General features: G+C 67.4%; 20 protein-coding genes. 9 read left to right on the top strand and 11 right to left on the bottom strand.

The features are described 5' to 3' along the window. Window positions 1-36: 36 nt before the first annotated feature. Window positions 37-954: a DMT family transporter gene (locus tag P5W98_RS18985; RefSeq protein WP_421026515.1), complete on the bottom strand. Its 918-nt coding sequence runs from the start codon at window positions 952-954 to the stop codon at window positions 37-39. Between the two features lie 117 nt (window positions 955-1,071). Between P5W98_RS18985 and P5W98_RS18980 the strand changes: the two genes are divergently transcribed. Beyond that, window positions 1,072-2,556, top strand: coding sequence for a PLP-dependent aminotransferase family protein (locus P5W98_RS18980; protein WP_421026516.1), 1,485 nt, complete (start codon window positions 1,072-1,074; stop codon window positions 2,554-2,556). Window positions 2,557-2,576: 20 nt separating this feature from the next. Here P5W98_RS18980 and P5W98_RS18975 read toward each other — a convergent pair whose 3' ends face one another. Both P5W98_RS18975 and P5W98_RS18970 read right to left on the bottom strand, forming a co-directional pair. Further along, a complete protein-coding gene (locus P5W98_RS18975; RefSeq protein WP_421026517.1) occupies window positions 2,577-3,881 on the bottom strand; it encodes an MFS family transporter in 1,305 nt (434 codons plus the stop codon). 184 nt (window positions 3,882-4,065) lie between these two features. Next, the gene (locus P5W98_RS18970) at window positions 4,066-5,574 is read right to left on the bottom strand and encodes an MDR family MFS transporter (protein ID WP_421026518.1); all 1,509 of its coding nucleotides are present in this window, start codon (window positions 5,572-5,574) and stop codon (window positions 4,066-4,068) included. Window positions 5,575-5,711: 137 nt separating this feature from the next. Here P5W98_RS18970 and P5W98_RS18965 point away from each other — a divergent pair, with 137 nt between their 5' ends. The 3 genes from P5W98_RS18965 (at window position 5,712) to P5W98_RS18955 (ending at window position 8,606) form a co-directional block, all read left to right on the top strand. Further along, entirely contained in the window at window positions 5,712-6,446 is a 735-nt protein-coding gene (locus tag P5W98_RS18965) for a TetR/AcrR family transcriptional regulator (protein WP_421026519.1), read from the top strand. Between the two features lie 61 nt (window positions 6,447-6,507). Continuing rightward, a complete protein-coding gene (locus tag P5W98_RS18960) occupies window positions 6,508-8,028 on the top strand; it encodes a cryptochrome/photolyase family protein (protein WP_421027062.1) in 1,521 nt (506 codons plus the stop codon). 167 nt (window positions 8,029-8,195) lie between these two features. Then, the gene (locus tag P5W98_RS18955; RefSeq protein ID WP_035533084.1) at window positions 8,196-8,606 is read left to right on the top strand and encodes a response regulator; all 411 of its coding nucleotides are present in this window, start codon (window positions 8,196-8,198) and stop codon (window positions 8,604-8,606) included. 72 nt (window positions 8,607-8,678) lie between these two features. Here the strand turns inward: P5W98_RS18955 and P5W98_RS18950 are convergent, their stop codons facing one another. Then, complete coding sequence (locus P5W98_RS18950; RefSeq protein WP_421026520.1) at window positions 8,679-9,326, bottom strand: Fur family transcriptional regulator; 648 nt, start codon at window positions 9,324-9,326, stop codon at window positions 8,679-8,681. Between the two features lie 52 nt (window positions 9,327-9,378). Next, entirely contained in the window at window positions 9,379-10,005 is a 627-nt protein-coding gene (locus P5W98_RS18945; protein WP_421026521.1) for a glutathione S-transferase family protein, read from the bottom strand. 419 nt (window positions 10,006-10,424) lie between these two features. Between P5W98_RS18945 and P5W98_RS18940 the strand changes: the two genes are divergently transcribed. Next, window positions 10,425-12,155: an ATP-binding domain-containing protein gene (locus P5W98_RS18940; RefSeq protein WP_421026522.1), complete on the top strand. Its 1,731-nt coding sequence runs from the start codon at window positions 10,425-10,427 to the stop codon at window positions 12,153-12,155. Between the two features lie 58 nt (window positions 12,156-12,213). Here P5W98_RS18940 and P5W98_RS18935 read toward each other — a convergent pair whose 3' ends face one another. Next, a complete protein-coding gene (locus P5W98_RS18935; protein WP_421026523.1) occupies window positions 12,214-13,161 on the bottom strand; it encodes a phosphoribosyltransferase in 948 nt (315 codons plus the stop codon). 348 nt (window positions 13,162-13,509) lie between these two features. Between P5W98_RS18935 and P5W98_RS18930 the strand changes: the two genes are divergently transcribed. Together P5W98_RS18930 and P5W98_RS18925 are read left to right on the top strand one after the other, a co-directional pair. Next, a complete protein-coding gene (locus tag P5W98_RS18930) occupies window positions 13,510-14,103 on the top strand; it encodes a molybdopterin-dependent oxidoreductase (RefSeq protein WP_421026524.1) in 594 nt (197 codons plus the stop codon). Window positions 14,104-14,110: 7 nt separating this feature from the next. Continuing rightward, window positions 14,111-16,165, top strand: coding sequence for an ATP-binding response regulator (locus P5W98_RS18925; protein ID WP_421026525.1), 2,055 nt, complete (start codon window positions 14,111-14,113; stop codon window positions 16,163-16,165). On the opposite strand, the gene P5W98_RS18920 is transcribed toward P5W98_RS18925, so the two are convergent. The 3 genes from P5W98_RS18920 to P5W98_RS18910 form a co-directional block, all read right to left on the bottom strand. Beyond that, window positions 16,152-17,006 (bottom strand): helix-turn-helix domain-containing protein, encoded by an 855-nt coding sequence (locus P5W98_RS18920; protein ID WP_421026526.1) that lies wholly within the window; start codon window positions 17,004-17,006, stop codon window positions 16,152-16,154. The genes P5W98_RS18925 and P5W98_RS18920 overlap by 14 nt on opposite strands. Window positions 17,007-17,226: 220 nt before the next feature. Further along, window positions 17,227-18,183, bottom strand: a complete 957-nt coding sequence (locus P5W98_RS18915) for a LysR family transcriptional regulator (protein ID WP_421026527.1) — start codon at window positions 18,181-18,183, stop codon at window positions 17,227-17,229. A gap of 281 nt (window positions 18,184-18,464) precedes the next feature. After that, window positions 18,465-19,517 (bottom strand): NAD(P)-dependent alcohol dehydrogenase, encoded by a 1,053-nt coding sequence (locus P5W98_RS18910; protein WP_421026528.1) that lies wholly within the window; start codon window positions 19,515-19,517, stop codon window positions 18,465-18,467. Window positions 19,518-19,781: 264 nt separating this feature from the next. On the opposite strand from P5W98_RS18910, the gene P5W98_RS18905 reads away from it, so the two are divergent. Next, a complete protein-coding gene (locus P5W98_RS18905; RefSeq protein ID WP_421026529.1) occupies window positions 19,782-20,738 on the top strand; it encodes an AraC family transcriptional regulator in 957 nt (318 codons plus the stop codon). 198 nt (window positions 20,739-20,936) lie between these two features. After that, window positions 20,937-23,039: an EAL domain-containing protein gene (locus P5W98_RS18900; protein WP_421026530.1), complete on the top strand. Its 2,103-nt coding sequence runs from the start codon at window positions 20,937-20,939 to the stop codon at window positions 23,037-23,039. Window positions 23,040-23,057: 18 nt separating this feature from the next. Here the strand turns inward: P5W98_RS18900 and P5W98_RS18895 are convergent, their stop codons facing one another. Continuing rightward, window positions 23,058-24,365 (bottom strand): MFS transporter, encoded by a 1,308-nt coding sequence (locus P5W98_RS18895; RefSeq protein WP_421026531.1) that lies wholly within the window; start codon window positions 24,363-24,365, stop codon window positions 23,058-23,060. A gap of 189 nt (window positions 24,366-24,554) precedes the next feature. Beyond that, complete coding sequence (locus tag P5W98_RS18890) at window positions 24,555-25,775, bottom strand: CaiB/BaiF CoA transferase family protein (protein WP_421026532.1); 1,221 nt, start codon at window positions 25,773-25,775, stop codon at window positions 24,555-24,557. Between the last annotated feature and the right edge of the window lie 10 nt (window positions 25,776-25,785).

Genomic DNA, 25,785 nt, shown 5'->3' with positions numbered 1-25,785 from the left:
AAGCGCGTCAAAAATGGCGCGCCACGGGCGCCGACGTCAACCGCGCTGCGCCTGCGGCGCGCGAGTCGACGCCGCGGCACGGCGCCCGAAGCGGCGCGCCCCCGCCACGCAGCCGATCACCACGGCCGTCACGGCGATCATCGCGGGCGGCACCGCTTCGTGCAGCAGCAGCGCCGCAAGCACGAAGCCGAAGAACGGCTGCAGCAATTGCAGCTGGCCCACGCCCGCAATGCCGCCGAGCGCGAGGCCGCGATACCAGAACACGAAGCCGATCAGCATGCTGAAAAGCGACACATAGGCGAGCCCCCACCACGAAGCCGCGCTCACCGCCGCGAACGAAGCAGGCAGGAACGCCCACGCGAGCGGCGCCATAACGGGCAGCGAGATCACGAGCGCCCAGCAGATCACCTGCCAGCCGCCGAGACGCCGCGAGAGCCGCGCGCCTTCGGCATAGCCCAGCCCGCAGGCGACGATGGCGGCCAGCATCAGCGCGTCGCCGACGGGCGAGGCGTCCACGCCGTGACGCAGCGCGAACGCGACCACGGCGCCGCTGCCGATCGCCGAGAAGACCCAGAACGCGGGCTGCGGACGCTCGCCGGCGCGCAGCACGCCGAAGATCGCCGTGGCGAGCGGCAAAAGGCCGACGAACACGATCGCGTGCGCCGAGCTCACATGGCGCAGCGCGAGCGCGGTGAGCAGCGGAAAGCCCACCACCACGCCGAGCGCCACGATCACGAGTGGCCAGATCTCGCGCCGCTCGGGCCGGGGCGCGCGCAAGACGAGCAGCAGCAGCGCGCCGAGCGCGCCCGCGAGCGTGGCGCGCGCGCCGGTGAGAAAGAGCGGGTCGAGGCCGAGCACGGCCAGACGCGTGGCGGGCAGCGAGCCGCTGAAGATCAGCACGCCCGCGAGGCCGCAGAGCCAGCCGTCGGTGGTGGAGTCGAGAGATTTGCGCATGAGCCGTGGTCGAAAAGAGCTTGGGCGAATCGGTGCATCATGCGCGCGCAGCGGCGAACCGGTAAGCCAAGGATCAGTACAATATGGACAAACTGTATTGAACACGGAGCAGTACAGATGGAAAACACCCGGCAGACAGGCATCCTCGCGCTGACTCGCGTCGAGCAGGTGATGCAGGCGTTGCGCGAGCGCATCGCCTCGCGCGCGCTGGCGGCGGGCGCGCGCGTGCCGTCGATCCGCATGACGAGCGAGCAGATCGGCGTGTCGAAATCGACGGTGGTGGAGGCGTACGAGCGGCTGGTGGCCGAAGGCACGCTGATTGCCCGGCGCGGCTCCGGCTTTTTCGTGGCGGCGCACGCGCTGCCGGGCGCGCTCGGAGCTTACGGAGCGCCCGGCACATTCGCGGCGCGCGGGCTCTTGGGTTCGGTCGGCGCGGCGGGCCCGCGCCTCGACCGCGAGATCGACCCGCTCTGGCTCACGCGCCAGTCGCTCGAAACCGATGCGCGCGCGCTGCGGCCGGGCTGCGGCTGGCTGCCCGCGTCGTGGCTGCCGCAGGAGGCCGTGCGGCGTGCGCTGCGCGCGATCGCCCGCGATCCGCACGCCCAGCTCACCGACTATGCTTCGCCGCTCGGCCTGCCGGCGCTGCGCCAGCAACTCGCATGGCGGCTCGCGCAGCATGGCGTGGAAGCCGCGCCGGAGCAGATCGTGCTCACCGACGGCGGCAGCCAGGCGCTCGACCTTTTGTGCCGCTTTCTGCTCGAGCCCGGCGATACCGTGGTCGTCGACGACCCGTGCTATTTCAACTTCCAGGCGCTGTTGCGCGTGCATCGCGTGAAGGTCGTGAGCGTGCCGTTCACGCCCACGGGCCCTGATCTCGCGGCGTTCGCGCGCGTGCTCGCCGAGCATCGCCCGCGTCTTTACGTGACCAACTCGGCGACCCACAACCCCACCGGCGCGACGCTCGCGCCCGCGGTTGCGCACCGGCTGCTCAAGCTCGCCGAGGAGCACGACCTGCTGATCGTCGAGGACGATATCTTCGCCGACTTCGAGACCGATCCGGCGCCGCGCCTCGCCGCGTTCGACGGCCTCGGACGCGTGGTGGCCATCGGCAGCTTTTCGAAGACGATGACGGCGGCGGCGCGCTGCGGCTATATCGCGGCGCGCGCGGACTGGATCGAACCGCTCGTCGACCTGAAATTGTCGGTGTCGTTCGGCAATGGGGAACTGGCCGCCGATCTCGTGCAGCGGCTGCTGGTGGACGGCACGTACCGGCGCTATCTGGACGGCTTGCGCGCGAAGCTTGCCGATGCGATGGGCGAGACGCTGCGGCGTCTGGCGGCGGTGGGCATCACGGCGTGGACGCGCCCGCAGGCGGGCATGCTGATATGGGCGCAATTGCCCGGCGGACTAGACGCCGCGCGGGTCGCGCGCGAGGCGCTCGCGCATGGCGTGGTGCTCGCGCCGGGCAACGTCTTCAGTGTGTCTCGCAGCGCGGGCGGGTTCTTGCGCTTCAACGTTTCGCAGTGCAATCGGCCGAAGGTCTACGAAACGGTGCAGCGTGCAATGGAGCGGGCCAGGCACGAGAGCACCGAGCCCGCTTGAATCTGCTTGAATCCGCCAAATCAAGGCTCGTGGCGCAGATACCCTTCCTTGCTCGGGTCGCGCATGCGCCACGACACGATCAGCGAGATCGCGCACAGGGCGGTCACGTACCAATAGAAAGTCGATTCGCTGCCGACCGACTTGAACCACAGCGCCACATACTCGGCCGAGCCGCCGAAGATCGCGTTGGCCACCGCATACGAGAGGCCCACGCCCATCGCGCGCACTTCGGGTGGGAACATCTCCGCCTTGATGAGGCCGCTGATCGACGTGTAGAAGCTCACGATCGCGAGCGCGACCACGATGAGCCCGAACGCCGCGTAGGGGTTCGACACGTCCTTGAGCGCGTGCATGAGCGGCACCGTGCCGAGCACCGAGAAGATGCCGAACAGGATCATCGACATGCGGCGGCCGATCTTGTCGGAAAACGAACCGAACACGGGCTGCAGCAGCATGTACACGAAGAGCGCGGCAGTCATCACGTTGCTGGCGGTTTTCGCGTGCATGCCGGCCGTGTTCACGAGGTACTTCTGCATGTAGGTCGTGAACGTGTAGAAGATCAGCGATCCGCCCGCGGTGAAGCCCACCACGGTGAGGAACGCGCCCTTGTGCTGCCACACGCCGCGAATCGTGCCCGCGTCCTTCTTGTGGCGCGATTCGCTCGTGGAGGTCTCGTCGAGCGACTTGCGCAGATACAGCGAGATCAGCGCGGCGGCCGCGCCCACCACGAACGGAATGCGCCAGCCCCAGGCCTTGAGCTCGGCGGTCGAGAGCGTCTGCTGCAGGATCACGAGCACGAGCAGCGCGCAGAGCTGCCCGCCGATCAGCGTCACGTACTGGAACGAGGCGAAGAAACCGCGCCGGCCCTTGAGCGCGACCTCGCTCATGTAGGTCGCGCTGGTGCCGTACTCGCCGCCCACCGAAAGCCCCTGGAACAGGCGCGCCACGAGCAGCAGCAGCGGTGCGAACGAGCCGATCTGCGCGTAAGTGGGCAGTGCCGCGATGACGAGCGAGCCGCCGCACATCATCAGCACCGAGATCATCATCGCGGCGCGGCGGCCGTGCCGGTCGGCGATGCGGCCGAACAGCCAGCCGCCGATCGGGCGCATCAGGAAGCCGGCCGCGAACACGCCGGCGGTGTTCAGCAACTGCGTCGTGGTGTTGCCGCTGGGGAAGAAGGCGGGCGCGAAATACAGCGCGCAGAACGAGTAGATGTAGAAGTCGAACCACTCGACGAGATTGCCCGAAGAAGCGCCGACAATGGCGAGCACACGTCTCCTGGTGTCGTGCGCGCTGGGCACGGCTAGCTCGGTCTTGACGTTCATGAGTTGGTCTTTTCCTGTAAATGCGCCTGATATTGCACTTTGGGGCACGACGGCGGAGTGAGCGTCGCGTGCGATTGCGTCGTGGTGCGCGCGTCGCCCTGTCAGGCGTGCGGCTACAGGATTTTAGCCAATCGTAATATTTTTTCCAGAAAACGTAAGCAATGCGGTAAGCAAGACGTGCCGCTCAAGGATGCTTGCGCAGCGGCACGTCGCGTAGCAGCCAGGCCAGCGCGAACGCCAGCACGACCACGCACGCAGCCGAAAAATAAACCGTGTGCAGCGCACCCGCGAAGGCCTCGAGATACTGGACGCGCACCGTGTCTGGCAGATGATGGATCGCATCGGGCGTGAGCGGCTGGGGCAGTTCGACGCCGCTCGCGAGCAGGGAAGCGAGGCGCGCGCTCAGGCCATGCGAGAACACCGCGCCGAACGCGGCCACGCCCACCGAGCCGCCAATCGAGCGAAACAGCGTCGCGCCCGAAGTGGCCACGCCCATGTGCCTGAACGCGACGGTGTTCTGCACCGCGAGAATCAGCACTTGCATCACCATGCCGAGCCCGCAACCGAGCAGTCCCATATAGAGATACATGCGCGCGAGCGGCGTTTCGATGTGTAGTTGCGCGAGCAACATCATCGCGGCGGCCACGAGCGCGGTGCCCACAATTGGAAACACGCGGTACTTGCCGATCTTGCTGATGATCCGGCCCGAGATGACCGACATCGTCAGCACGCCGCCCATCATCGGCAACATTTGCATGCCGGCTTCCGAAGGCGTCGAGCCCTTCACGACCTGCAGATAGAGCGGCAGGAACGTGACCGAGCCGAACAGCGAAACGCCCACGATAAAGCCGATCAGGCTCGACAGCACGAAGGTGCGCTCGCGAAAGAGTTCGAGCGGCATGATGGGCTCGAGGGCATGCTTCTCCTCGTGGATGAACCCCGCCACCGACACCGCGCCGAGCACCAGCGTGAGCCACAGTTGCGGCGAACTCCACGGCAGCAGCGAGCCGCCCTCGCTCGTGAAGAGGATCAGGCAGGTGAGAGCGGCGGCAAGCCACGCCGCGCCCATATAGTCGATCACGTGCTTCACGTGCGCGACGCGCGGCTTGAACACGGCGCCGATCACGGCGAGCGCCACCGCGCCCAGCGGCAGATTGATGTAGAAGATCCAGCGCCACGAGAGGTGCTCGACGAGAAAGCCGCCGAGCAGCGGCCCGACCACCGTGGCGAGGCCGAACACGCCGCCGAACAGGCCTTGGTACTTGCCGCGCTGCGCAGGAGAAATGACGTCGCCGATGGCGGCCATCGTCACGACCATGAGACCGCCGCCGCCCACGCCCTGGAGTGCGCGCAGCGCGATGAGCTGCGCCATGTTTTGCGCCACGCCGCATAGCGCGGAACCGATGAGGAAAATGACGATGGCCGCCTGCAGCACGATCTTGCGGCCGTACAGGTCGCCGAGCTTGCCGTAGAGCGGCACCACGATGGTGGACGTGAGCAGATAGGCGGTCACGACCCACGAGAGCCGGTCGAGCCCGCCCAGCTCGCCGACGATGGTAGGCAGCGCCGTCGACACGATGGTCTGGTCGAGCGCGGCAAGCAGCATGACGAGCAGCAGCGCGGGAAACAGCAGCCGGATCGGCGGATGCCCGGCGGTCGCGGACCGGACGACGTCTTGTGCGGTGTCTTGCATGGGGGAGCCATCGGGGAAGTTCGGCGGCGCCCGAACGCGTCAGGCACCGCTTTCGATCTTGAAATTAATTAACTTGAAAATTAATATTAGGATAATTCTTGATGGTCGTCAAAACCTGAAAACGTGAGCGTAATCCGATGAAAGAGTCCGGCTCGCGGGCGGCGTCCCCACACGCCCATCCATCCGTTGCTGCAACGGGCGGCACGCCTGCTGCCAGCCCTGCCGCCGGCAAGTCCGCGCCGCGCCGGCCTGGCCGCCCGAGCGGCGGCCAGGCCGGCGCCGGGCAGCGCGAGCGTCTGATTGCCGTGGCGCTCGCGCTGTTCGCGCGGCAGGGCATCGTCGATACGACGCTGGCCGCGATCGCACGCGAGGCCGGTGTTACGCCGGCAATGGTGCACTATTATTTCAAGACCCGCGACCAGCTCATCGACGTGATCATCGACGAGCGTTTCGTGCCGTTGCGCTCGGCCATGGGCGGCTGGCTCGAAGCCTGGCCCGACGACCCCGTGGCCGCGCTCACGGCGCTCACGCAGCGCTTCGTGGAGGTGGGGCAGACGCACCCGTGGTTCGCGCCGCTGTGGGTGCGCGAGGTGATCAGCGAGGGCGGTTTGCTGCGCCAGCGCATGCGCGAGCGCTACGGCGACGAGCACCAGCGCGCCGCGCACGAAGCGATCGAGCGCTGGCAGCGCGAAGGCAAGCTCAACGCGGCGCTGGAGCCTTCGTTGCTGTTCCAGTCGCTGCTCGGGCTGACGCTGCTGCCCCTCGCCACCGCGCAGGTGTGGCGCGACGACCTGGTGCCGCGGCGCGTGGGCGCCGAGGAGATCGCGCGCCACGCCGTGGCGCTCATCACGCAGGGCATCCGGCCCGCTTAGCCCGCAAGCCGGCGCGAGGGCAACTCATCGCCGCATAGCGGCATTTGTTCGATCGAGGTTCATTCTGACTTCCGCACACTCCGCTCATGCTCCCGTCGTCGTCTGGTTCCGCGACGATCTGCGCCTCGCCGATCACCCCGCGCTGGCCCGTGCGGCCGCCACGGGACGGCCGCTGATCTGCCTCTATATTCATGATCCCCAAGCGGCCGGCGAACGAGCGCCCGGGGGCGCGGCGCGCTGGTGGCTGCACGAAACGCTGGCCGCGCTCGACGCGGCGCTGCGCGAGCGCGGCGGCCGGCTCCTGCTGATGCAAGGCGCCGAGAGCGAGGCGCTGCAGGCATGCGTCGCGGCGAGCGGCGCGGCCTGCGTCTTCTGGAACCGACGCTACGGCGGCCAGGAGCGCGACGGCGATGCGCGCCTGAAGGCGGGGCTGCGCGAGCGCGGGCTGACGGCCGAGAGCTTCAACGCAACGCTCCTTTATGAGCCGTGGACGGTGCTCAACCAGGCCGGCGAGCCCTTCCAGGTGTTTTCGGCCTGGTGGCGTGCGTGCCGGCGCGCCGGCGATCCGCCGTTGCCGGGCAGCGCACCGCAACGGTGGAATTTTCAATCGCTACCGGCACGTCTTGCCCGGCTCGCATCCACGCTCGACGATCTCGGCCTTGCTCCGCGCAAGCCCGACTGGGCCGCAGGCCTGCGCGAAGCGTGGCCGGCGGGCGAGGAGGCCGCGCTCGAACGTCTGCGCGCGTTTTTCTCCGACGATTTCGAGGCCTACGCAGGCGAGCGCGACGCGCCGGATCTCGCGGCAACCAGCCGCCTGTCGCCGTATTTGCGCGTGGGCGCGCTCTCGCCGCGCCAACTGTATGCAGCGCTGCGGGCCGCGCAATCCGACGGCGCGGCGGGCTCGTCCGCGCGCCGCGAAGCCAGCGCGGAAAAATTCGCCAGCGAGCTGGGATGGCGGGAGTTCTGCTACTACCAGCGCTACCACTACCCCGATCTGGCACGGCGCAACCTGCGTCCGGCATTCGATGCCATGCCCTGGCGCCGCGATGCCCGCGGCCTGCACGCTTGGCAGCGCGGCCTGACGGGCTACCCATTCGTCGACGCCGGCATGCGCGAGCTGTGGCGCACCGGCTGGATGCACAACCGCGTGCGCATGGTGACCGCCTCGTTCGCGACCAAGCATCTGCTGCTGGACTGGCGCGCAGGCGAGCAGTGGTTCTGGGACACCCTCGTCGATGCCGACCCGGCCAGCAACCCGGCCAACTGGCAGTGGGTCGCCGGCTCGGGCGTCGACGCCGCGCCATACTTTCGCATCTTCAATCCCGTATTGCAGGGTCAGAAGTTCGACCCGCGCGGCGCGTATGTCAGGAAATGGGTGCCCGAGCTTGCGTTGCTGCCCGACCGGCTGATCCATCAGCCCTGGAAGGCGAGCGCGCAAGAGCTGGCGGCGGCCGGCGTGCGGCTTGGCGTGGATTATCCGCATCCGTTGGTGGCGCATGAGGCGGCGCGCGAGCGGGCGCTCGAGGCGTTCGCGAAAACCGGCAAGGCGCAAGGCAAGCCGGCGCGGCTGTCATCGGCTTGACGCCGACTGCGGCTATCGTGCGCGTCGCATCGTTGAACGCGCGGCATCGGGATTGCTCTAATTGGGCGATCGGGCACGTTGCCCGTAGTGTGTTGCCCGCTGCGTGCCGCGCGCCCATTGCGCCGCGCGGCACGCGAAACAGACAGAATGGCACTCAAGCAAACACAATGAACGCAGTACACAAGCTCGACCAGACGACCATCGTGCTGGTCGAAGACGACCCGCAAAGCCGGGACTCCCTGACCTCGCTGCTGGAATCCGAAGGGGCCAGGGTCGTGGCGGTGGAGGACGCGGAAACGGGTATCGAAGCGGCGCTGAGCCTGCTGCCCGACGCCGTGGTCTGCGACCTGGACCTGCCCGCGATGGACGGCTTCTACCTGATCCAGCGACTGCGCGATCATGAGATCCGCGGCGATCATGCCCCGGTTGTGGCGGTGGCGCTCACGGGCCATACCGACGAAAGCTGGCGTCTGCGCAGCATCGGCGAGGGCTTTCAGCACTTCATGACCAAGCCGGCACGGCCCGAGGCGCTGGTGGCGCTGCTGAGCGACGCAATCGACGCGCGCCAGATGCCCTGACAAGTGCTTTCGCGGCGCCGGGTGGTGGTCCGGCGCCGGTCAGGCTCGAGGTCAAGGTCTCCTGGTGCCGCTTCAGGGCTGTGCGGCGGCCTGCGTGCGTTCGGCGGCCGTTTCGGCAGTTGCCGCATCGGCGGTCTGGCATTGCGCGCAGACGCCCTTGAGCTCGATGCCGTCGCCGGAGAGGCGGTAACCCGCCGCTTCTATTTGCGCGACCAGCGCCTGGCGAAGCTTGGGCTCGTGGAGTTCCGTGACGTTGCCGCATTGCTGGCACACCACGAGAATGCCGTGCTGGCATTGCGTGAGGTCGTGGCAGACGGCAAACGCGTTGATCGACTCGATGCGGTGGATGAGCCCCGCTGTTAGCAGGAAGTCGAGGGCGCGATAAACCGTGGGCGGTGCCGATCCCGGATGGATCTGGCGCATTTCGTCGAGCAGCGAATAGGCTTTGGTGGCGCGGCCCGAGGCGAGCAGCAACTCGAGCACCTTGCGGCGGATTGGCGTGAGTTTCTCGCCGCGCTCGCGGCAGTAGGTCTCGGCCATCGCAAGCGCGTTTTCGAGCGGTGCGCCTGCAATACCCGCAACCCCGCCCGCAACTCCGTTCACGCCACCCGCGCCGTGACCGTGATCGTGCGCCTCGTGAGCGCGATCGTGATCAAGCGGATGATCGTGCGCGTGGCCGTGCGAGGCCGCGGCGCTGATGGACGGTTTGGCTGTCTTCATGCTGCGATTATACGGGGCGCGTTGCGCGTGCGCCGGCGCGCCCCGAGACGGCTCAGGTCAGCGGCAGATCGATGTACTTGCGAAAGCCCTGGCGCTGCGCGAGGCGCTGATACCAGCGCTCGAGATTCGGCAGCGCGGGCCGCTCGATGCCTTCGAGCCCGAACCAGCGCCGCGCGTACGCGCCCAGCACGATGTCGGCGAGTGAGAAGCGCTCGTTCTCGAGGAAGAAGCGGCCTTGCAGATGGCGGTCGAGCAGCGTCCACAACGCGGCCACGTTTTGCACATCGGCTTCGATCTTTGCGGGGTCGCGCTTTTCCGGCGGCGTGCGCACGAGCGCGAGAAAGAGCGGCCGCTCGGCGGGCGCGAGCGTGCCGATCGACCAGTCGAGCCAGCGCTCGATCGAGGCGCGCACCTTCGGGTCGGTGGGGTAGAGCAGGCTCGAGGGGCCGTATTCCATCGCCAGATAACGGACGATCGCGTTCGATTCCCACAGCACGAAACTGCCGTCCGCAAGGGTCGGAATCTTGCCGTTCGGATTCATCGCGAGGTAGGACGGGTCGTCGAGATGGCCGAACTGGCCGCCCGCGTCGATACGTTCGAACGGCAGCACGAGTTCGTCGCAACACCACAGCACTTTCTGGACGTTCACCGAATTGGCGCGTCCCCAGATCTTGATCATCCGGCGCTTTCTCCTTTGCCGCAAAGATAGCAACGATACACGATCCGGGCGCAACGAGAGGGGCTGCCAGTGGCATGACCCGCCGAAAGACATCTTTAGCGTCACCGCGGAGTCTGCAACGCTGCTGGGTGACATTTGTGCATTGATCGAGGCATCGCGCCAGCGCGCAGTCCAGGCAGTCAATGCGGAGTTGACCCTGCTGTTCTCGGCCAGCGCATTGATACGGAAGTCATGGCAGTGCAGCGGGCACAGTTGCAAATCGGGCAACGCAGGGGCGTCAGCGATTAAGCTTGTTCGCACATGCGCCCCGGCCTCATCCGTAGAATAGCCGCAGCCCACTCAACCCACGCCCACCCCGAGTCAGGCCGAACCCGGCCGAACCCGGCCCAACCCGACTCACCGCGCGACGAGAACCGCCCATGGCTCGCATTGTCCCCGACGACTGGCAGCATCTGGAAGCGACCGGCGCGGCCGCGCGCGAACGCGAGACGCTCGCGCTGTTCGAGCGCGGTCTGCCCGCTGGCTACACCGTCTACCACGGCGTGCACTGGACGCGCATCGTGGAAGGGTTCTCCGTGTTCGGCGAAGCGGACTTCGTGATCGTGAGCCCGTCCGGGCGCGCGCTGATCGTCGAGCAACGCACCGGCTTTCTGCGCGAGACGAAAAACGGTCTCGTGAAGGCGTATCTGCAAACCGAGCGCAATGTCGCGGTCGGGCTCGCGCGCACGGTGGAACGATTGCACCGGCGCTTCACGGCCGCGTTCGGCGCGGGCAACTACGGTCTCGAAGCGCTCTTTTACTGTCCCGACCACGTGGTGCGCGAGCCGGCGATCGCGGGCGTGCAGCCCTCCCGCATCGTCGACGCCACGCGCAAGTCGCAGCTCGCGGCCATCGTGCGCGAGGCGTTTCCCGCCGACGAGCCGCGCCTGCCGAGCGCCGCGAAGATCCATCATTTTCTCGCCGACGAGCTCTCGCTCACCCCCGACGCGAGCGCGCTGGTGGGCACGGCTGGCACGCTTGTCACGCGTCTGGCGGGCGGGCTCGCCAGCTGGGCGCGGCGCCTCGAGTTCGAGCCGTTTCGCCTGCGCGTGATCGGCACGGCCGGCTCGGGCAAGACGCAGCTCGCGTTGCAGGTGATGAAGGACACCGTCGCGCGCGGCGCGCGCACGCTCTATGTGTGCTTCAACCGGCCGCTCGCCGATCACATCGCGAAGGTCGCGCCGCCCGAGGCGAAAGTGGCCAACTACCATCAGCTATGCGACTGGGTTTCGCGCGACAGCGGCCACGTACCCGACTTCGAGGGCGCCAATGTCTTCGACGATCTGGAGCGGCGTTTCGCGCAGGCGCCCGTCGACGCGCGCTGGCAGTTCGACGTGGTGATCGTCGACGAGGGCCAGGATTTCCAGCCGGCATGGGTCGATGCGCTCGCGCGGCTGCTGCGGCCCGGCGCGGCGTGGTGGTGGCTCGAAGACCCGTTGCAGAACCTCTATGTGCGCGAGCCGGTGGCCTTGCCAGGCTGGACCGTGCTGCGCGAGACCACCAATTACCGCAGTCCGCGCGACATCCTCGCGTTTCTGCGCGAGGCGGCGGGTGAGGCCGCGCCCGCGCTCGCGCAACTGGTTGCGGGCAGCCCGTTCGACGGTTCGGAGGTCACGTTTGCCGTATGGGACGAGCGCGCCGAGCAAGGCGCTGCGCTCGCGCAGGAGAGCGCCGTGGCGGCGGCGACCAAGCGCGCCATCACCCAGGCGCTCTCGTTCGGCTTTCGCAAGCAGGACATCGTGGTGCTGTCGTTCCGGGGCCGCGAGCACTCGCACTTCACGGCGCTCGACCACCTGGGGCCGCACCGGCTGCGCAGCTTCACGGGGCAATACGACCTGTTCGGCAATCCGCAGTATCGCGACGGCGACGTGCTGGTCGATTCGATCTATCGCTTCAAGGGGCAGTCGGCGCCCTGTGTGATCCTCACCGATGTCGACTTCGAGACGCTCGACGAGCGCACCGCGCGCAAGCTTTTCGTGGGCGCGACGCGGGCGACGATGAAGCTGATCGTGGTGGCGTCGGCGCGCGCCGCGCGGGCGATAGGGCATGATCCGGCGGCGTCCGGCGAGCGCGCCGGGCCGGGCGGGAGGCGCGAGGCACGCGCGCAATAGCGGCGCGGGAAAAGCCGGCAGCGGCTGCGCGCGGGAAGGAGCCGGAGCGCCGCGCGCCTCAACCCCAGGCCGAAGCGCCGATCAGCGTGCCCACGCGCACCTGGGCATTCCACCAGATCACGCGCAACAGCGGCGCGCGCCGCGCGATATAGATGGCCTGCACCGGATCGCTCTCAATGAAATGCGTCACGCCGCAGCGCACCGCGGCTGCGGCCTTGTGCCCGGCCGCGCCCGAAGGCGTGTCGTCGTGCTCGCCCGGGGCGCGCATCATCAGCTCCAGATGCCCGAAGCCGTGCCGGTCGAGCCAGGCCTGGGTGCGCTCGCGATCGATCTCGGGGCGTCCCGTGATGATTGCGCGCGCATGCTTCAGATCGATGTCGGGGATGCGCTCGAGCGGCAGCAGCGCATCGCGCTCGGCGAGCGCCGCCTCGAGATCCTCGTCGTAGCGCGAGAGCGGAATGTCAGGCAGGAGAATGCCGTCTAGGTCGATCGCATAGACCGTGTAGTCGTGATCGTTGGCCATGCCCGTGCCTTCGCGCACGCCGTCGCGCGTCCAGTCGGCGCGGTATCGGTCGGTGTAGGCCTGGCGCTCCCACGGGAACAGCGCGAAATAGCCGCTCGCGTCGATCGAATAGTCGGGGCGCAGGCGGCTCAGGTCGTCGTAGGCGCCGGTGAGCGTGCGCACCACGAGGCCGTGCTCGCGCAGGAATGCAATGCAGTCGACGAGTGTGTGGCCGCGTCCTGCAATGTCCTCGCACACCAGCACTTTCGAGCCGGGCTCGGGCATGGGCAGCGTGGAATCCCAGCGCACTTCGCGCGTTTCACGCGAGTAGCGCAGGAACGCGACGTTCGCGCCGGTTGCGTGCGAAACCATCAGCGCGAGCGGCGCGCCGCCGCGCAGGATGCCGACGACCGCGGCGAAATCCTCCTCGATCAGCAACGGCTGCAGCGATTCGACCCAATGGTCGAGCTGTTCGTAAGTGAGCGGGACGACGGGCTTGTTCATGGAATGGCAGTGCGAGGACGGTCCGTTGCGCCGCGCCGCCGCGCGCTGCGGGAGCATGCACGGGAGAACCGGATGGCGAACGAGACACCTATGGCTGGATCAATGTTTGACGATATTATGCCTATGCTTGCCAGCTCATGCAGACCGGCGCGGTGCGAGCCACGCAAAGGCACAAGCAGGCACAAGCAGGCACAAGCAGGCACAAGCAGGCACAAGCAGGCACAAGCAGGCACAAGCAGGCACAAGCAGGCACAAGCAGGCACAAGCAGGCACAAGCAGGCGCGAAGGGCCGGATCGTCAGGCCGGCGCATGACCGCACCATGAATTTGCGCAAGGGGAGCAAGAGCGATGCAGGAACCCGTTGTCGTGCAAGACGGCTGGCAAGAGCGCAGGGAGGAGCGCAGGCCGGCCGGCCGGCTCGCCTCCCTCGAACGCAGGCGCTTCACGGCCGCGCTCGCGGGATGGCTGGCGGCCGCGGCCGCCCCGCCCCGGCTTGCGCTGGCGGCCCCGGGCGATTCGCTCCAGCTCGACGTGAACGGCGAGGTGCGCGCGACCAACAACGCCGCGCACACCGCATGGCACTTCAGCGCCGAGGCGCTGCTCAAGCTGCCGCCGCATTCGATCGTGACGTCGACCACCTGGACGCCGCGCTCGACCTTCACGGGCCCGCTGCTCTCGGACGTGCTCAGCATCGTGGGCGCTTACGGCAGCCAGATCGAGATCCACACCATCGACGACTATACCTGCGTCGTGCCCGTTTCCGATGCCACGCGCTACGGCGCGGTGCTGGCCTACGAGATGAACGGCCAGCGCCTGAAGGTGAGCAATTTCGGCCCGCTGTTCCTGGTCTATCCGCGCGACCAGTTCCCGCAGGAGCTCGACGGCGCGGCGGGCGACGCCAAGTTCGCCTGGCAGATCGTTTCGATGACCATCAAGCAGTGAGAGGGTGATGCGACGTCCGTTGCGGCGCATGCTGCATGTGTTGATCTGGATTGCCGCGCTGGCGCCGCCGGTGGTGGCCGTGGGCTACCTGCTCTACGCGAACCTGCTCAATCCCAACGTGGTGCAGCGCCTGACCGGCAGCTACGACGGCCTCTACTGGGACGCCGCGCAGATGCAGATCGCCTACGCGCGCTTCGAGAGCCAGTTGCTGATCTACGCCGATGGCCTCGACCGCGACCTCGACAAGGTGCGGCTGCGCTACGAAGTCCTGCAATCGAAGCTCAACGTGATGAAGGGCTCGACGCGCGAGCTCGCGGGCAAGCCCGACCTCATGCGGCGCCAGCACGACGACCTTGCCGCGATCGACGTCGCCATTGCGCCGTTCGACGCCGAGATCGACACGCTCGCCGACAACCCCGAACGCGCCGTGCCCATGCTGATGGCGCTCGACACGCACTGGACCCAGGTGACCGATCTCGCGCTGAACCGGCGTTTTGCCGACGTGACCGAGCGCGAGGGCATGCGGCGCGACTTCATCGCCAAGCGCCGCGATCTGTTCGCGGCGGGCATCGTGCTGCTGATGCTGTCGGCGGCTGCGGGGGTGCTGCTCGTGATGAACGGCTACCGGCGCACGCGCCTGATCCGGCAGCAGCACGCGGCGCTCGAGGCGGAGGCCCAGGCGAGCCGCGCCGCGCGCGAGGCAAGCATGGCCAAGGACGCGTTTCTCGGCATGATCAGCCACGAATTGCGCACGCCGCTCCATGCGATCGTGTCGTCGATCGAACTGCTCGGCTTCAACTCGCACTCCGAGGCGGACAGCAAGGTGATCCAGCGGCTCGAAACCGCCGCGCGCCAGCTCGAAGCGCAAATGCGGGACCTTACCGACTACGCGCGCCTCGGCGCGGGCAAGCTCGAATTGCGCCAGGAAGCGTTCGACGTGCGCGAGCTTCTTCAGTCGATCGTCGACGAAAACGAGCAGGCCGCGCGGGTTCGCGGTCTGGCGTTCGAGCATGCCTGCCACGGCCTGCATCAGACGCTCGTGGCCGATCCACACCGCATTCGCCAGATCGCCAACAATCTCGTGACCAACGCGATCCGCTATACCGAGCGCGGCTCGGTGTGCATCGAGTTCGTCACCGGCAGCGTGACGCCGGGCAGTGCGCCGGGCAGTGCGCCGGGCAGTGCGCCGGGCAGTGCGCCGGGCAGTGCGCCGGGCAGTGCGCCGGGCAGTGCGCCAGGCGGCGTGCCGCTCGCGCAAACGTTAGCGATCATCGTGAGCGACACCGGGGCGGGCGTATCCGCCGCGCAGATTCCGCTCATCTTCAAGGAGTTCACGCAGCTCGACACCTCGAGCACGCGCCGCTACGAAGGCGCGGGCATGGGGCTGGCGATCGTGCGCGGGCTCGTCGACCTGTTCGGCGGCACGATCGACACCGATAGCCGGGTGGGAAAGGGCACGACCTTCACGGTGACGATACCCGTCACGGCGGTTGCCGCGCCGCTAGCCGAGGTGGCCGCGCCGCAAACTCATGACAAGGCGCAGCAGCAGGTGCTGGTCGTGGACGACAACCCGCTCGTGCGCGAGTCGCTCTGCGAGATGGTTGCGCATATGGGCTACGCGGCGCTCGCCGCCGCCGACACGGACAGCGCGCTGGGCCGCCTCGACGAGGCGCAGTGCGAAGTCGTGCTGCTCGATCTGCACATGCCGGGGCGCGACGGCTACGCATTCGTGGCCGAGTTGCAGGCGCGCGAGGGCGCGGGTGGGGACGGGAGCGAGGAGATGAGCGGCAGCGGCGGGCGCACGCGCGTGATCGCCGTGAGCGCCGACGTGGCTGCGCTCGCGGCTACCGCCGCCGACAGCAGCAATCCGTTCTTCGATCTGCTGCCCAAGCCGGTGCACTACGAAGTGCTGCGCAAGACGCTGCTGCGCGCGTTCAATGCGCGGCCCGTTCCAGCAGCCGCGGGCGGCGCGAGCGCGGCTGGCCAGCCAATGGAGCAGACGCAGCGGCCGACGCAGGATGGGGCAACTGAAGTGGTGAGCCGCGGCGTCAGCCTCGATTGAGCCGCTTGGAAAGATCGGCGACGAGAATCGCCATGCGCGCGGGTTTTTCATAGCACGCCACGTTGTAGTGACGCACCACCTGACTGATCTCCGACTCGCTCGCCTTGCCCGTCAGCAATTCGCCCGTCAGCACGAAGATGGGCGCGTCGGGGTTCTCGGAGGCGCGCACCTGGCGAATGGCGCCGGCGGAAGTCTGGCTGCCGAACAGCCAGTCGATCACCACGCCGTCGAACACGTTGTGCTCCAGCGCCTGCTCGAACGCGGCGAGGCCATACAGCGCGTGCGCCGCATAGCCGCTGTGCTCGAGATAATCGCGCAGGTTGTCTGCGGAGGCCTGGTCGTCGTCCACCACGGCGATGAGCGGCTTGTCGGACTCGGCGCGGCGCGGATAGATCTCGATCTTGTGGACTTCGCGCGCGTTCTGGTACAGCGCGCCGTCGGGGCGCACCACGCGCCACTGGCCCTGCTTCTCGTAGGCGACGAAGTCCGGGCGGCTGCCCGGCTCCACGGGCGCGCCAATCCAGGCCGTGCAGGCGAGCTCCACGGCGCTCACGCATAGCAGCGCTTCCTGCGCGCTCGCGCCCACCGTGCCGGGGTCGAGCAGCTGCGCGCCGAATAACTGCCCGGCGGGCTCGTCGAACGCCTCGGCGACTTTCTTGATTTGCGCGAGCGTCCACGGGCTATTGCCGCGCAGCTTGCGATGCCCTTGCGAAAAGCTCAGGTCGAGAATCCGGCACAGCTCCGTCGTTTGCTGACGTTTGCCGATGCCATGACGGCTCATCAACTCGCGGACGCGTTGCGCGACCGCGGCCGAGTCGGTTGAAGCTTCAAGGTTCGACATGCTGCAAATGGGGGAAGGATCGAGGGGCGGTTTAGACTAATTATCTCGTGTCGCGACGCGGCGTCACAAACGAATAATTCTGACAGAACGCCGGTGCGCAGAATATTCTAAATGCATAATTTTACAATTACGCAAGTCCGTAATCGTCAACATCCGGTGATGAGTCGATATCCCTTGCAACGAGTGTTCCCGGTGCACGCCAGTTCGACCTGCAGCGCCCTCAAGCCGGCTGCAGTCCCTCCAGCAACTGCCGCACGCGGGACAGATCGCGATTGATCGTGCCGGCGTCCTCGAACAGCGCGGCGAGCCAGTCGACGAAGATGCGCACGCGCGGCGAGATCTGGCGTGACTTCACGAACGCCACCGAGACCGGCGTGGGCAGCGGCTTCCATTGCGGCAGCACTTCGACGAGCGCGCCGCTGTCGAGATACGGCTGCGCCGCGAGCAGCGGCGGCTGGATCAGCCCGTAGCCCTGCAGCCCGCAGGTGAGGTAGGCGAACTCGTCGGAGACGTGCACGAAGCCGTCCACCTTTACCTTGGTCGCGCTGCCGTCCACTTCGAAATCGAACTCGAACGGGCGGCCCGTGAACGGCGATAGAAAATTCACCACGGGGTGCCGCGCGAGGTCATCGAGCGACTGCGGCGCGCCGTGGCGCGCGAGATACGCGGGACTCGCGCAGGTCACGTGCTCGAGCACGCCGAGGCGGCGCGCCGCGAGCCCCGAATCGGGCAATTCGCCGAGCTGGATGCTGCAATCCACGCCTTCGCCGACGAGGTCGACATTGCGCAGGCTCACGCCGATCACGAGATCGATTTGCGGATAGCGCGCGTGAAAGTCGTCGAGCGCGGGCAGCACGATCGCGTTGGCGATCAGGCCCGGCATCTCCACGCGCAGGCGGCCGCCGATCGCGCCGGGCGACTGGCGCACGCTGGCTTCGGCATCGTCGATGTCGGCGAGGATCTGCGCGGCGCGCTCGTAGTACGCCGCGCCTTCGGGCGTGAGCGAAAGACGGCGCGTCGTGCGCACGAGCAATTGCGTGCCGAGCAGCGCTTCGAGGCTCTGCATCAGCGTGGTCGCGCTGGCGCGCGGCATGTCGAGCGATTGGGCGGCTTTGGTGAAGCTGTTGGTATCGACGATGCGAACGAAGGTGCGCATCGCCTGAATGCGGTCGATCACGGGCGAGCTCCTGGTTAACGGGAATAAGCGGGAAAAAAACCGGCAAAAACACGCCAGGCAACGAACTCAAACGGCTGGAACGAAATCCGCGCCACGGCACGAAGCAGCGCAAAGCGGCTATAGCGGTTTCAGGGCGGCGCGCCTCGCGCGAGGCGGCGCCGCTCGACTACGCGAGGCTGGGAAAAGCAGGCCTCGGTGCAACGGCACGAAGGGAGCTGGGTGGGCCGTCAGGAACGGACGGCCCGGCGGGAACAGGCGTTGTGTCAGGCGTAAGAGGTCACTTACTGGCGCAGCGAATCGATGTCGATCACGAAGCGGTACTTCACATCGCTCTTGAGCATGCGCTCGTAAGCGTGATTGATGTCCTGCATCTTGATCATTTCGATATCGGACGTAATGCCATGCTGTCCGCAAAAATCCAGCATTTCCTGCGTTTGCGCGATGCCGCCGATCAGCGAGCCCGCCAGACGGCGGCGCTTGAAGATCAGGTTGAACACCTGTGGCGACGGGTGATCGTGCTCGGGCGCGCCCACGAGAGTCAGCGTGCCGTCGCGCTTGAGCAGCTCGATGAACGGGTTCAGGTCGTGCTGCGCGGCCACCGTGTTGACGATCAGATCGAAGCTGTTGGCGTGCGCTCGCATCTGCTCCGGGTCTTTCGAAATCACGACTTCGTCCGCGCCGAGTCGTTTGCCGTCTTCGATCTTCGAGGGCGAGGTGGTGAACAGCACCACCTGCGCGCCCATCGCGTGCGCGAGCTTCACGCCCATGTGACCGAGACCGCCGAGCCCCACGATGCCGACTTTCTTGCCCGGGCCCGCGCCCCATGTGCGCAGCGGCGAATACGTGGTGATGCCCGCGCACAGGAGCGGCGCCGCGCCCGCCGGGTCGAGGTTCTCGGGTACGCGCAGCACGAAGGCTTCGTCGACCACGAGTTGCGTGGAATAGCCGCCGTAAGTGAGCTCGCCGCTCACGCGGTCGATGCCGTTATAGGTGCCCACGAAACCGTTCTCGCAATACTGTTCGAGGCCTTCGGCGCAGCTCGCGCAGGTGCGGCACGAGTCGACCAGGCAGCCGACGCCCACGAGCTCGCCCACCTTGAAGCGCGTGACGCCCTTGCCCACTTCCGTCACGCGGCCGACGATCTCGTGGCCCGGCACGACCGGGTAAAGCGTGTTGCGCCATTCGTTGCGGGCCTGGTGGAGGTCCGAGTGGCACACGCCGCAGAACTGCACGTCGATGCGCACGTCGAGTTCGCGCAGGTCGCGGCGCTGGAATTCGAACGGGGCGAGCGGCGAGGCGGCATCGCGGGCGGCATATCCGTAAGTGGCGTACATAGGCTGGCTCCTGAGGCTGAACTGACTTGCTGAATTAGCAAGCCGTGCGGACGCAAATACCGGTTCGCAGCGCGTGAGGAAGCGCTGGATCAATGGGTGTTGCGGCAGGGTTCCCATGCTAAGGATCGCGCTCTACCCAGGGAATACCTGAAGCTATCGAAGACTTGCCTGATTCTCCTGGTGCGCAGCACGAGCGTGCGTTCGGTGATAGATTGGCAAGCCTGTTTCTCCGCTTCTATCGATGAATTCAGGAGCGCTACTGTCATGAAAAGTCCACAAACCGACGACGTCACGCAAAGCCGCATCGTCGAGCTGCTACTGCAACTCACGCAGCGCGACGGCGTGCATCCCACTGCGATCGACTGCGTGCGCCTGTTGCGCGGCAGCGAGAGCCATCCGCGCAGGCCGGTGATGTACGAGCCGAGCATCGTGATCGTGTGCCAGGGCCGCAAGCGCGGCTTTCTTGGCGACCAGGTGTTCATCTACGATGCGCAGCAATACCTCGTGCTCTCGGTGCCGCTGCCATTCGAGTGCGAGACCGAGGCCACGCCCGAGAAGCCGATTCTTGCGATTTCGATTCGCGTCGATCTGACCATGGTGGCCGAGCTGCTGATGGCGCTCAACGACACCCGCGGCAGCGCCGTGGCGGAGCCGGTGGGCATCTACGCGACGCCGCTCGACGCGACGCTTTCGAATGCCGTGCTGCGTCTTGTCGAAGCGCTCGCGCAGCCGAGTGACGCGCGCATTCTCGGCACGTCGATCGTGCGCGAGATCTGCTATCGCGTGCTGACCGGCGAGCAGGGCGACGCGATCCGCGCGGCGCTCACGCATCAGCATCATTTCGGCCGCATCGCGAAGGCGCTGCGCCGCATCCACGTCGATTATCGCGGCGACCTCGACGTGGAGACGCTGGCCGCCGAGGCGGGCATGAGCCTCGCGGTTTTTCATGCGCACTTCAAAGCCGTTACCTCGACCTCGCCGATGCAGTACGTGAAGACCACGCGGCTGCATCAGGCGCGGCTGTTGATCACGCACGACGGCATGAGTGTGAGCGCGGCGGCCACGCGCGTGGGCTACGAAAGCGCCTCGCAGTTCAGCCGCGAGTTCAAGCGCCTGTTCGGCTGCAGTCCCGCCGACGACATGCGCCGCGCACGCAACGTTGCCGAAGCCGCCGCGCCGCGCGTGGAAGCGGCGGCGCGCTACGCCGGCGCTGCGGTGTGAGTGAGTGAGTGCTGTGCCGGCCGATCAATCTGTATGTGCGCTGGCCCACGTCCCGAGGACAATCTCCACTGTGGCGGCCCTTCGCGCATTCATGCATGCCGTATCATTGCTCGTTGAGCGATGAGGCTTCGCTCGCCGCCTTGCGCGCGGTGCGCGGCCGGTCGACTTTTTCCGCCCCGGCGCCCTGACACGTCATACATGCAAACATTGATCGAGGCATTGCAAGCCACTGCCGACCTCGTGGTGAACCACTTCTATGAGGAACTGGCGCGCTTGCCCAAGTCCCGGCGCATCCTCGAAATGCTGTCGGCGCAGGAGCTTGCGGATCTCAAGGAGCGGCAGGTGCAGAACCTCCGCGCGCTCGCCCAGCCGAACCTGAACGCGCAGGAGCACGCCGCCATGGCGATGCGCATCGGGCGCATTCACGCGATCGTCGGGCTCGGCAAGGAAGAACTCGTGCGCAGCCGGGGCATCCTTCAAGAACTCGTCTACAAGCAGATCGGGCGCAGCGTGAGCAGCCAGGCGCTTTCGCTCTACGCGCGCCGCCTCACCTCGGACACCGCCTGGCAGCTCAAGGCCTATCAGGCGGTGGAGGATTCGCAGCAGGAGGTGCTTCAGCGCATCACCCGCATCGTCTGGGCGGCGGGCAGCTATACGCATTTCATCGACCAGGTGATCGGCGCGCTTGCAGCCCACGACGAGGTGGCCGCGTGCGCGATCGGCCGTCCCGACCGGGACGGCATCTTCCACTTCGAGGCCGGCGCGGGCGGCAGCGGCCCGGACGGCGGCGGCTTGCTCGCGTCGCTGGCGTCGCAGGGGCTCGATATCAGCGTGCGCGCCGACCACGCGTGCGGCCAGGGCGCGGTGGGGCGCGCGTGGCGCAGTGGCAAAGCCGAGCGCGTGGTGAACTATCAGACCGATCCGCTCGTCGCGCCCTGGCGCGAGATGACGGCGCGCGAGGGCTTGCGCTCTGCCGTCGCGCTGCCGCTTGCCACAGCCGGCCAGCCGCCGATCGCGATCCTGATGCTCTTCAGCGCCTGGCCCGGCGGTTTCGTCGGCCCGGACCAGGTGGCTTTCGTCGAGTTATTGCAGACGCTGCTCGGCTGCGCGGTCACGCGTTTGCAGACCCACGAGGGCATGCACGGCGCCGCCGTGCCGGTGAGCGTGCGCCAGCATTGGGCCGCGCTCGTGCGCACCGGCGCGCTGGAGATGCACTACCAGCCGCTGCTGAATCTCGCAACGGACCGTTGCGGCAAGGTGGAGGCGCTGGCACGCCTGCGCGACGGCGAACGGCTGCTCACCCCCGACGAATTTCTGTTTTCGCTGGCCTCCGACGATCTGCTCGAACTGTTCGCGCGCGGACTGCATCAGGCGCTCGCCGACCGCCGCCAGTGGCTCGCGGCGGGGCACGACCTGGATATATCGATCAACCTGCCGCCGGCCGCGCTCAACGACATCCGCTACTTCGAGGCAACCCGCGAGGCGCTTCAGGGCCACGCTTGCCCGAGCGCGCGGCTCACGCTCGAAGTTCTGGAGACCGAATCATTCACGCTGGACGACGGGCGGCGCTCGATTCTCGCGAAGTTTCGCACGCTGGGCGTGCTGCTCGCGCAGGACGATCTGGGCTCGGGGCATAGCGGGCTCGCGCGGCTGCGCGAACTGCCGTTCGACTGGATCAAGATCGACCGCGAGATCGCCCAGATCGATGGCGACGCGGCGCTCGACGCGCTGCGCGTGGTGTATCAGGTCACGCGTCTGGGCCACGCGCTGGGCAAGCTCGTGCTCGCGGAAGGCGTCGATTCGGCGGATCTGCTGGCCGCGCTCGCGATACTCGGCGTGGATGGCGCACAGGGCTACGTGATCGCGCGGCCCATGCCGGCCGCGCAATTGCCTGGCTGGATCGAAGGCGCGAATGCGCATGGAGCGTGTGATGCGTGTGGCGCGCGCGACAAGCCTGCCGCAACGGCGGGCGACAGCGTGCTGGCCCGGCTTGCGCGCTTCGTGGTGTGGGAGGACCGTGTGCTGCTGATTGCGGGCGCGCCCGGCGCGGTGCGCGATCGCTTGAGAGCCTCCGGGTTTGTCCCGCCCACGCCGCTGGCCGAAGAACTCCTGGGTCTCGGCGACGTGCTTCCAGCGAGTGAGGCACGCGACGCGCTTCAGCTCGATTTGCTGCGCGCCCTGCTGGACGGCGGCCGCGAAAGCGATGCATGGCGCACCGCGCTCGATCGCCTCAAGAGCGCGATCGCCGCGACGGCGCACGCAACCCCGCCCACTGAACCGGCGCCCTCGCACACACACTGAGCGAGCGGCGCCTATGCTTCACTCGGTCAACGCGATGGTGGCGCTTGCTTGCGCGGCCGCGGGCTGTCTGCGCTGCAGCGCCGCGATGCACACGAGCGAGATCGCCGCAAGCGCGCTATAGAAGAGCGCCAGCGGCCACCATTGGCCGGGAAAGTCGTGGGCGAGCAGCGTGCCCACGAGCGGCGTGAGACCACCCGCGAGCGCCGCGCAGCATTGGTAGGAGATCGAAATAGCCGAATAGCGCACGCGCACCGGGAAGGCGTTCGTCATGAAGCCTGCCATCACCGCATACGAGCTCGCCATGCACATCACCGCAATGGCAATGCCGATCACGATGGCGGCCGGCTTGCCCGTGGAGACCAGCACGAACATCGGATAAGGCGAGAGCATCGCGAGCCCGGCAGCGAGCTTGAGAAAGCGGCCCGCGCCTACGCGCTGCGCGAACCAGCCCGAGGCGAGCTGGGTGAAGAACTGGATGAACGCCACGACGAACAGACAGTCGAGAATCAGCGCGCGGTCGAGGCCGAGCGTCTGCGTCGTGTAGTTGAGCATGAAGGTGTTGACGAACCACGCCCCCGCCACGCCGATCACGTTGGCGCCCAGGCACAGCAGCACGGTTCGCCAGCTGTCGCGCAGCACGTCGAGGATGGGCAGCGCGGCGGTGCGGCGCTGGGTCTTGAGCGCTTCGAACTCGGGCGATTCGCCCACGCCCGAGCGGATCAGCAGGCCCACCACGAGCAGCACCGCGCTCGCGATGAACGGCAAACGCCAGCCCCACGAAAAAAGCGCAGCCTTGTCCAGATGCGCGACGCTGCGAAACGCGAGCAGCGCGAGAATCAGGCCCGCTGGACTGCCCAATTGCGCGAACGAGGCGAGGAACGTGCGTTTTTCCTTGGGCGCATGCTCGCCCGCCATCAGCACCGCGCCGCCCCATTCGCCGCCGATCGCGATGCCCTGCGCGATGCGCAGCGCGACCAGCAGGGCCGGCGCGAGCGCGCCCGCGCTGGCGTAGGTCGGCAGGAAGCCGATGCCCACGGTGCCGAGCCCCATGATCGAGAGCGTGGCCACGAGCGCCTTCTTGCGGCCGATGCGATCTCCAAGATGGCCGAACACGAGCCCGCCGAGCGGCCGCGCGAAAAAGCCCACGGCGAAGGTGCCGAACGAAGCGAGCGTGCTGTAGAAGGGCTCGGTCGACGGGAAGAACAGCTTGCCGAAAATGAGCGCCGCTGCGGTGGCGTAAATGTAGAAGTCGTACCACTCGATCGTCGTGCCGACGAAAGCGGCCAGTGAAGCGCGCGCGGGTTGGCGCGTGGGGATGCTCGTCATGTTGTCTCCTGTGTCGACCAGAGTTGGCGCTTTAGCTGTCGGCCGGAGTTAGTGCTTCTGCACTTACTCCGGGCCCGTGCAGAGCGCTTGCTCGGGTCTCATGCAACGCATTGGTCGGTCGAGCCGGCTGGGGCCGGTCTTCTGTCCGCGGATGTTTCGCGAGTTTGTCTTCGGGTTGCTACGGATTCCTCATCCTTTCACCACACCCGCATCGAACAGCTTCTGCTGGGTGGCGGCATCAATGCCGAGCGCGTCCAGCACCGCGCGCGTGTCGCCGCCAAGCGCGGGCGGCGGCGTGCGATAGGTGGCCGGTGTGCGCGAGAGCTTGACCGGCGCGCCGGTGCCGCGATAGCCCTCCATCTCCACCAGCATGCGGCGATGCTGCGTGTGCGGATGGGCGGCCACGGCGTCGACGGTCTGCACGGGGCCGCACGGCACGCCGGCCGAGATCAGGTCGCGCGCGAGCGGCTCGCATGCGTGCTGCGCGAGCCGCGCTTCGAGGGCCGCCTTCAATTCGGGCCGGTGCGCGCAGCGGCTGCGGTTGTCGGCGAAGCGCGGGTCGTCGGCGAGATCGGGGAGGTCGAGATGCGCGCAAAGCTTCGCGAACTGGCGGTCGTTGCCAACTGCGAGGAAGATGGGCGCGGTGGCGGTCGCGTAGCTGTCGTAGGGCGCGATGTTCGGATGCGCGTTGCCGCTCCTCTGCGGCGTGCGTCCGTTGCCGAAGAAGTTCGGCAGATGCGGATGCAGCAGCGCGACGCCGCAGTCATAGAGCGCGATGTCGACCGATTGGCCCTGGCCGCTTTTTTCGCGCTCCGCGAGCGCGAGCAGGATGCCGGCGAGCGCGTTCAGGCCCGTCACCATGTCGACGATGGGCAGGCCGATGCGCAGCGCGGGCCCGTCGCTTTCGCCGTTCACGCTCATGAGGCCGGCCATCGCCTGGATTACGGCGTCATAGCCGGGCAGGCCGCCGAGCGGGCCGTCCGGGCCGAAGCCGGAGATCGCGCAATGGATCAGGCGCGCAAAGCGCGGCTTGAGATCGCGTTCGTAATCCATGCCCCAGCGCGCGAGCGTGCCGGGCTTGAAGTTCTCGACGAGGACGTCGGCGCCTTCGAGCAACTGCCAGAGAATCGCGCGGCCTTCGTCGCGAGACAGATCCACGGCGATGCCCTGCTTGTTGCGGTTCACGCCCATGTAGTACCAGGCGGTGTCGTCGAGAAAGGGCGGGCCCCAGCCGCGCGTTTCGTCGCCGTCGGGCGGCTCGAGCTTGATGACCTCGGCGCCATGATCGGCCAGCGCCTGCGTGCAGTACGGGCCGCCCAGCACGCGGCTCAGGTCGATTACGCGCAGTCCATGCAGTGCGCCATTGACCTTTCCCCGCGCAGATGTTTCGGATATCTGATGAATGTTCATCGCGCGGACC

The sequence above is a fragment of the Paraburkholderia sp. A1BS-2L genome (assembly GCF_051125205.1).
Classification (GTDB): domain Bacteria; phylum Pseudomonadota; class Gammaproteobacteria; order Burkholderiales; family Burkholderiaceae; genus Paraburkholderia.
The sequence above is the reverse complement of the archived record's forward strand: the minus strand, read 5'-3'. Positions and strand labels throughout refer to the sequence as shown.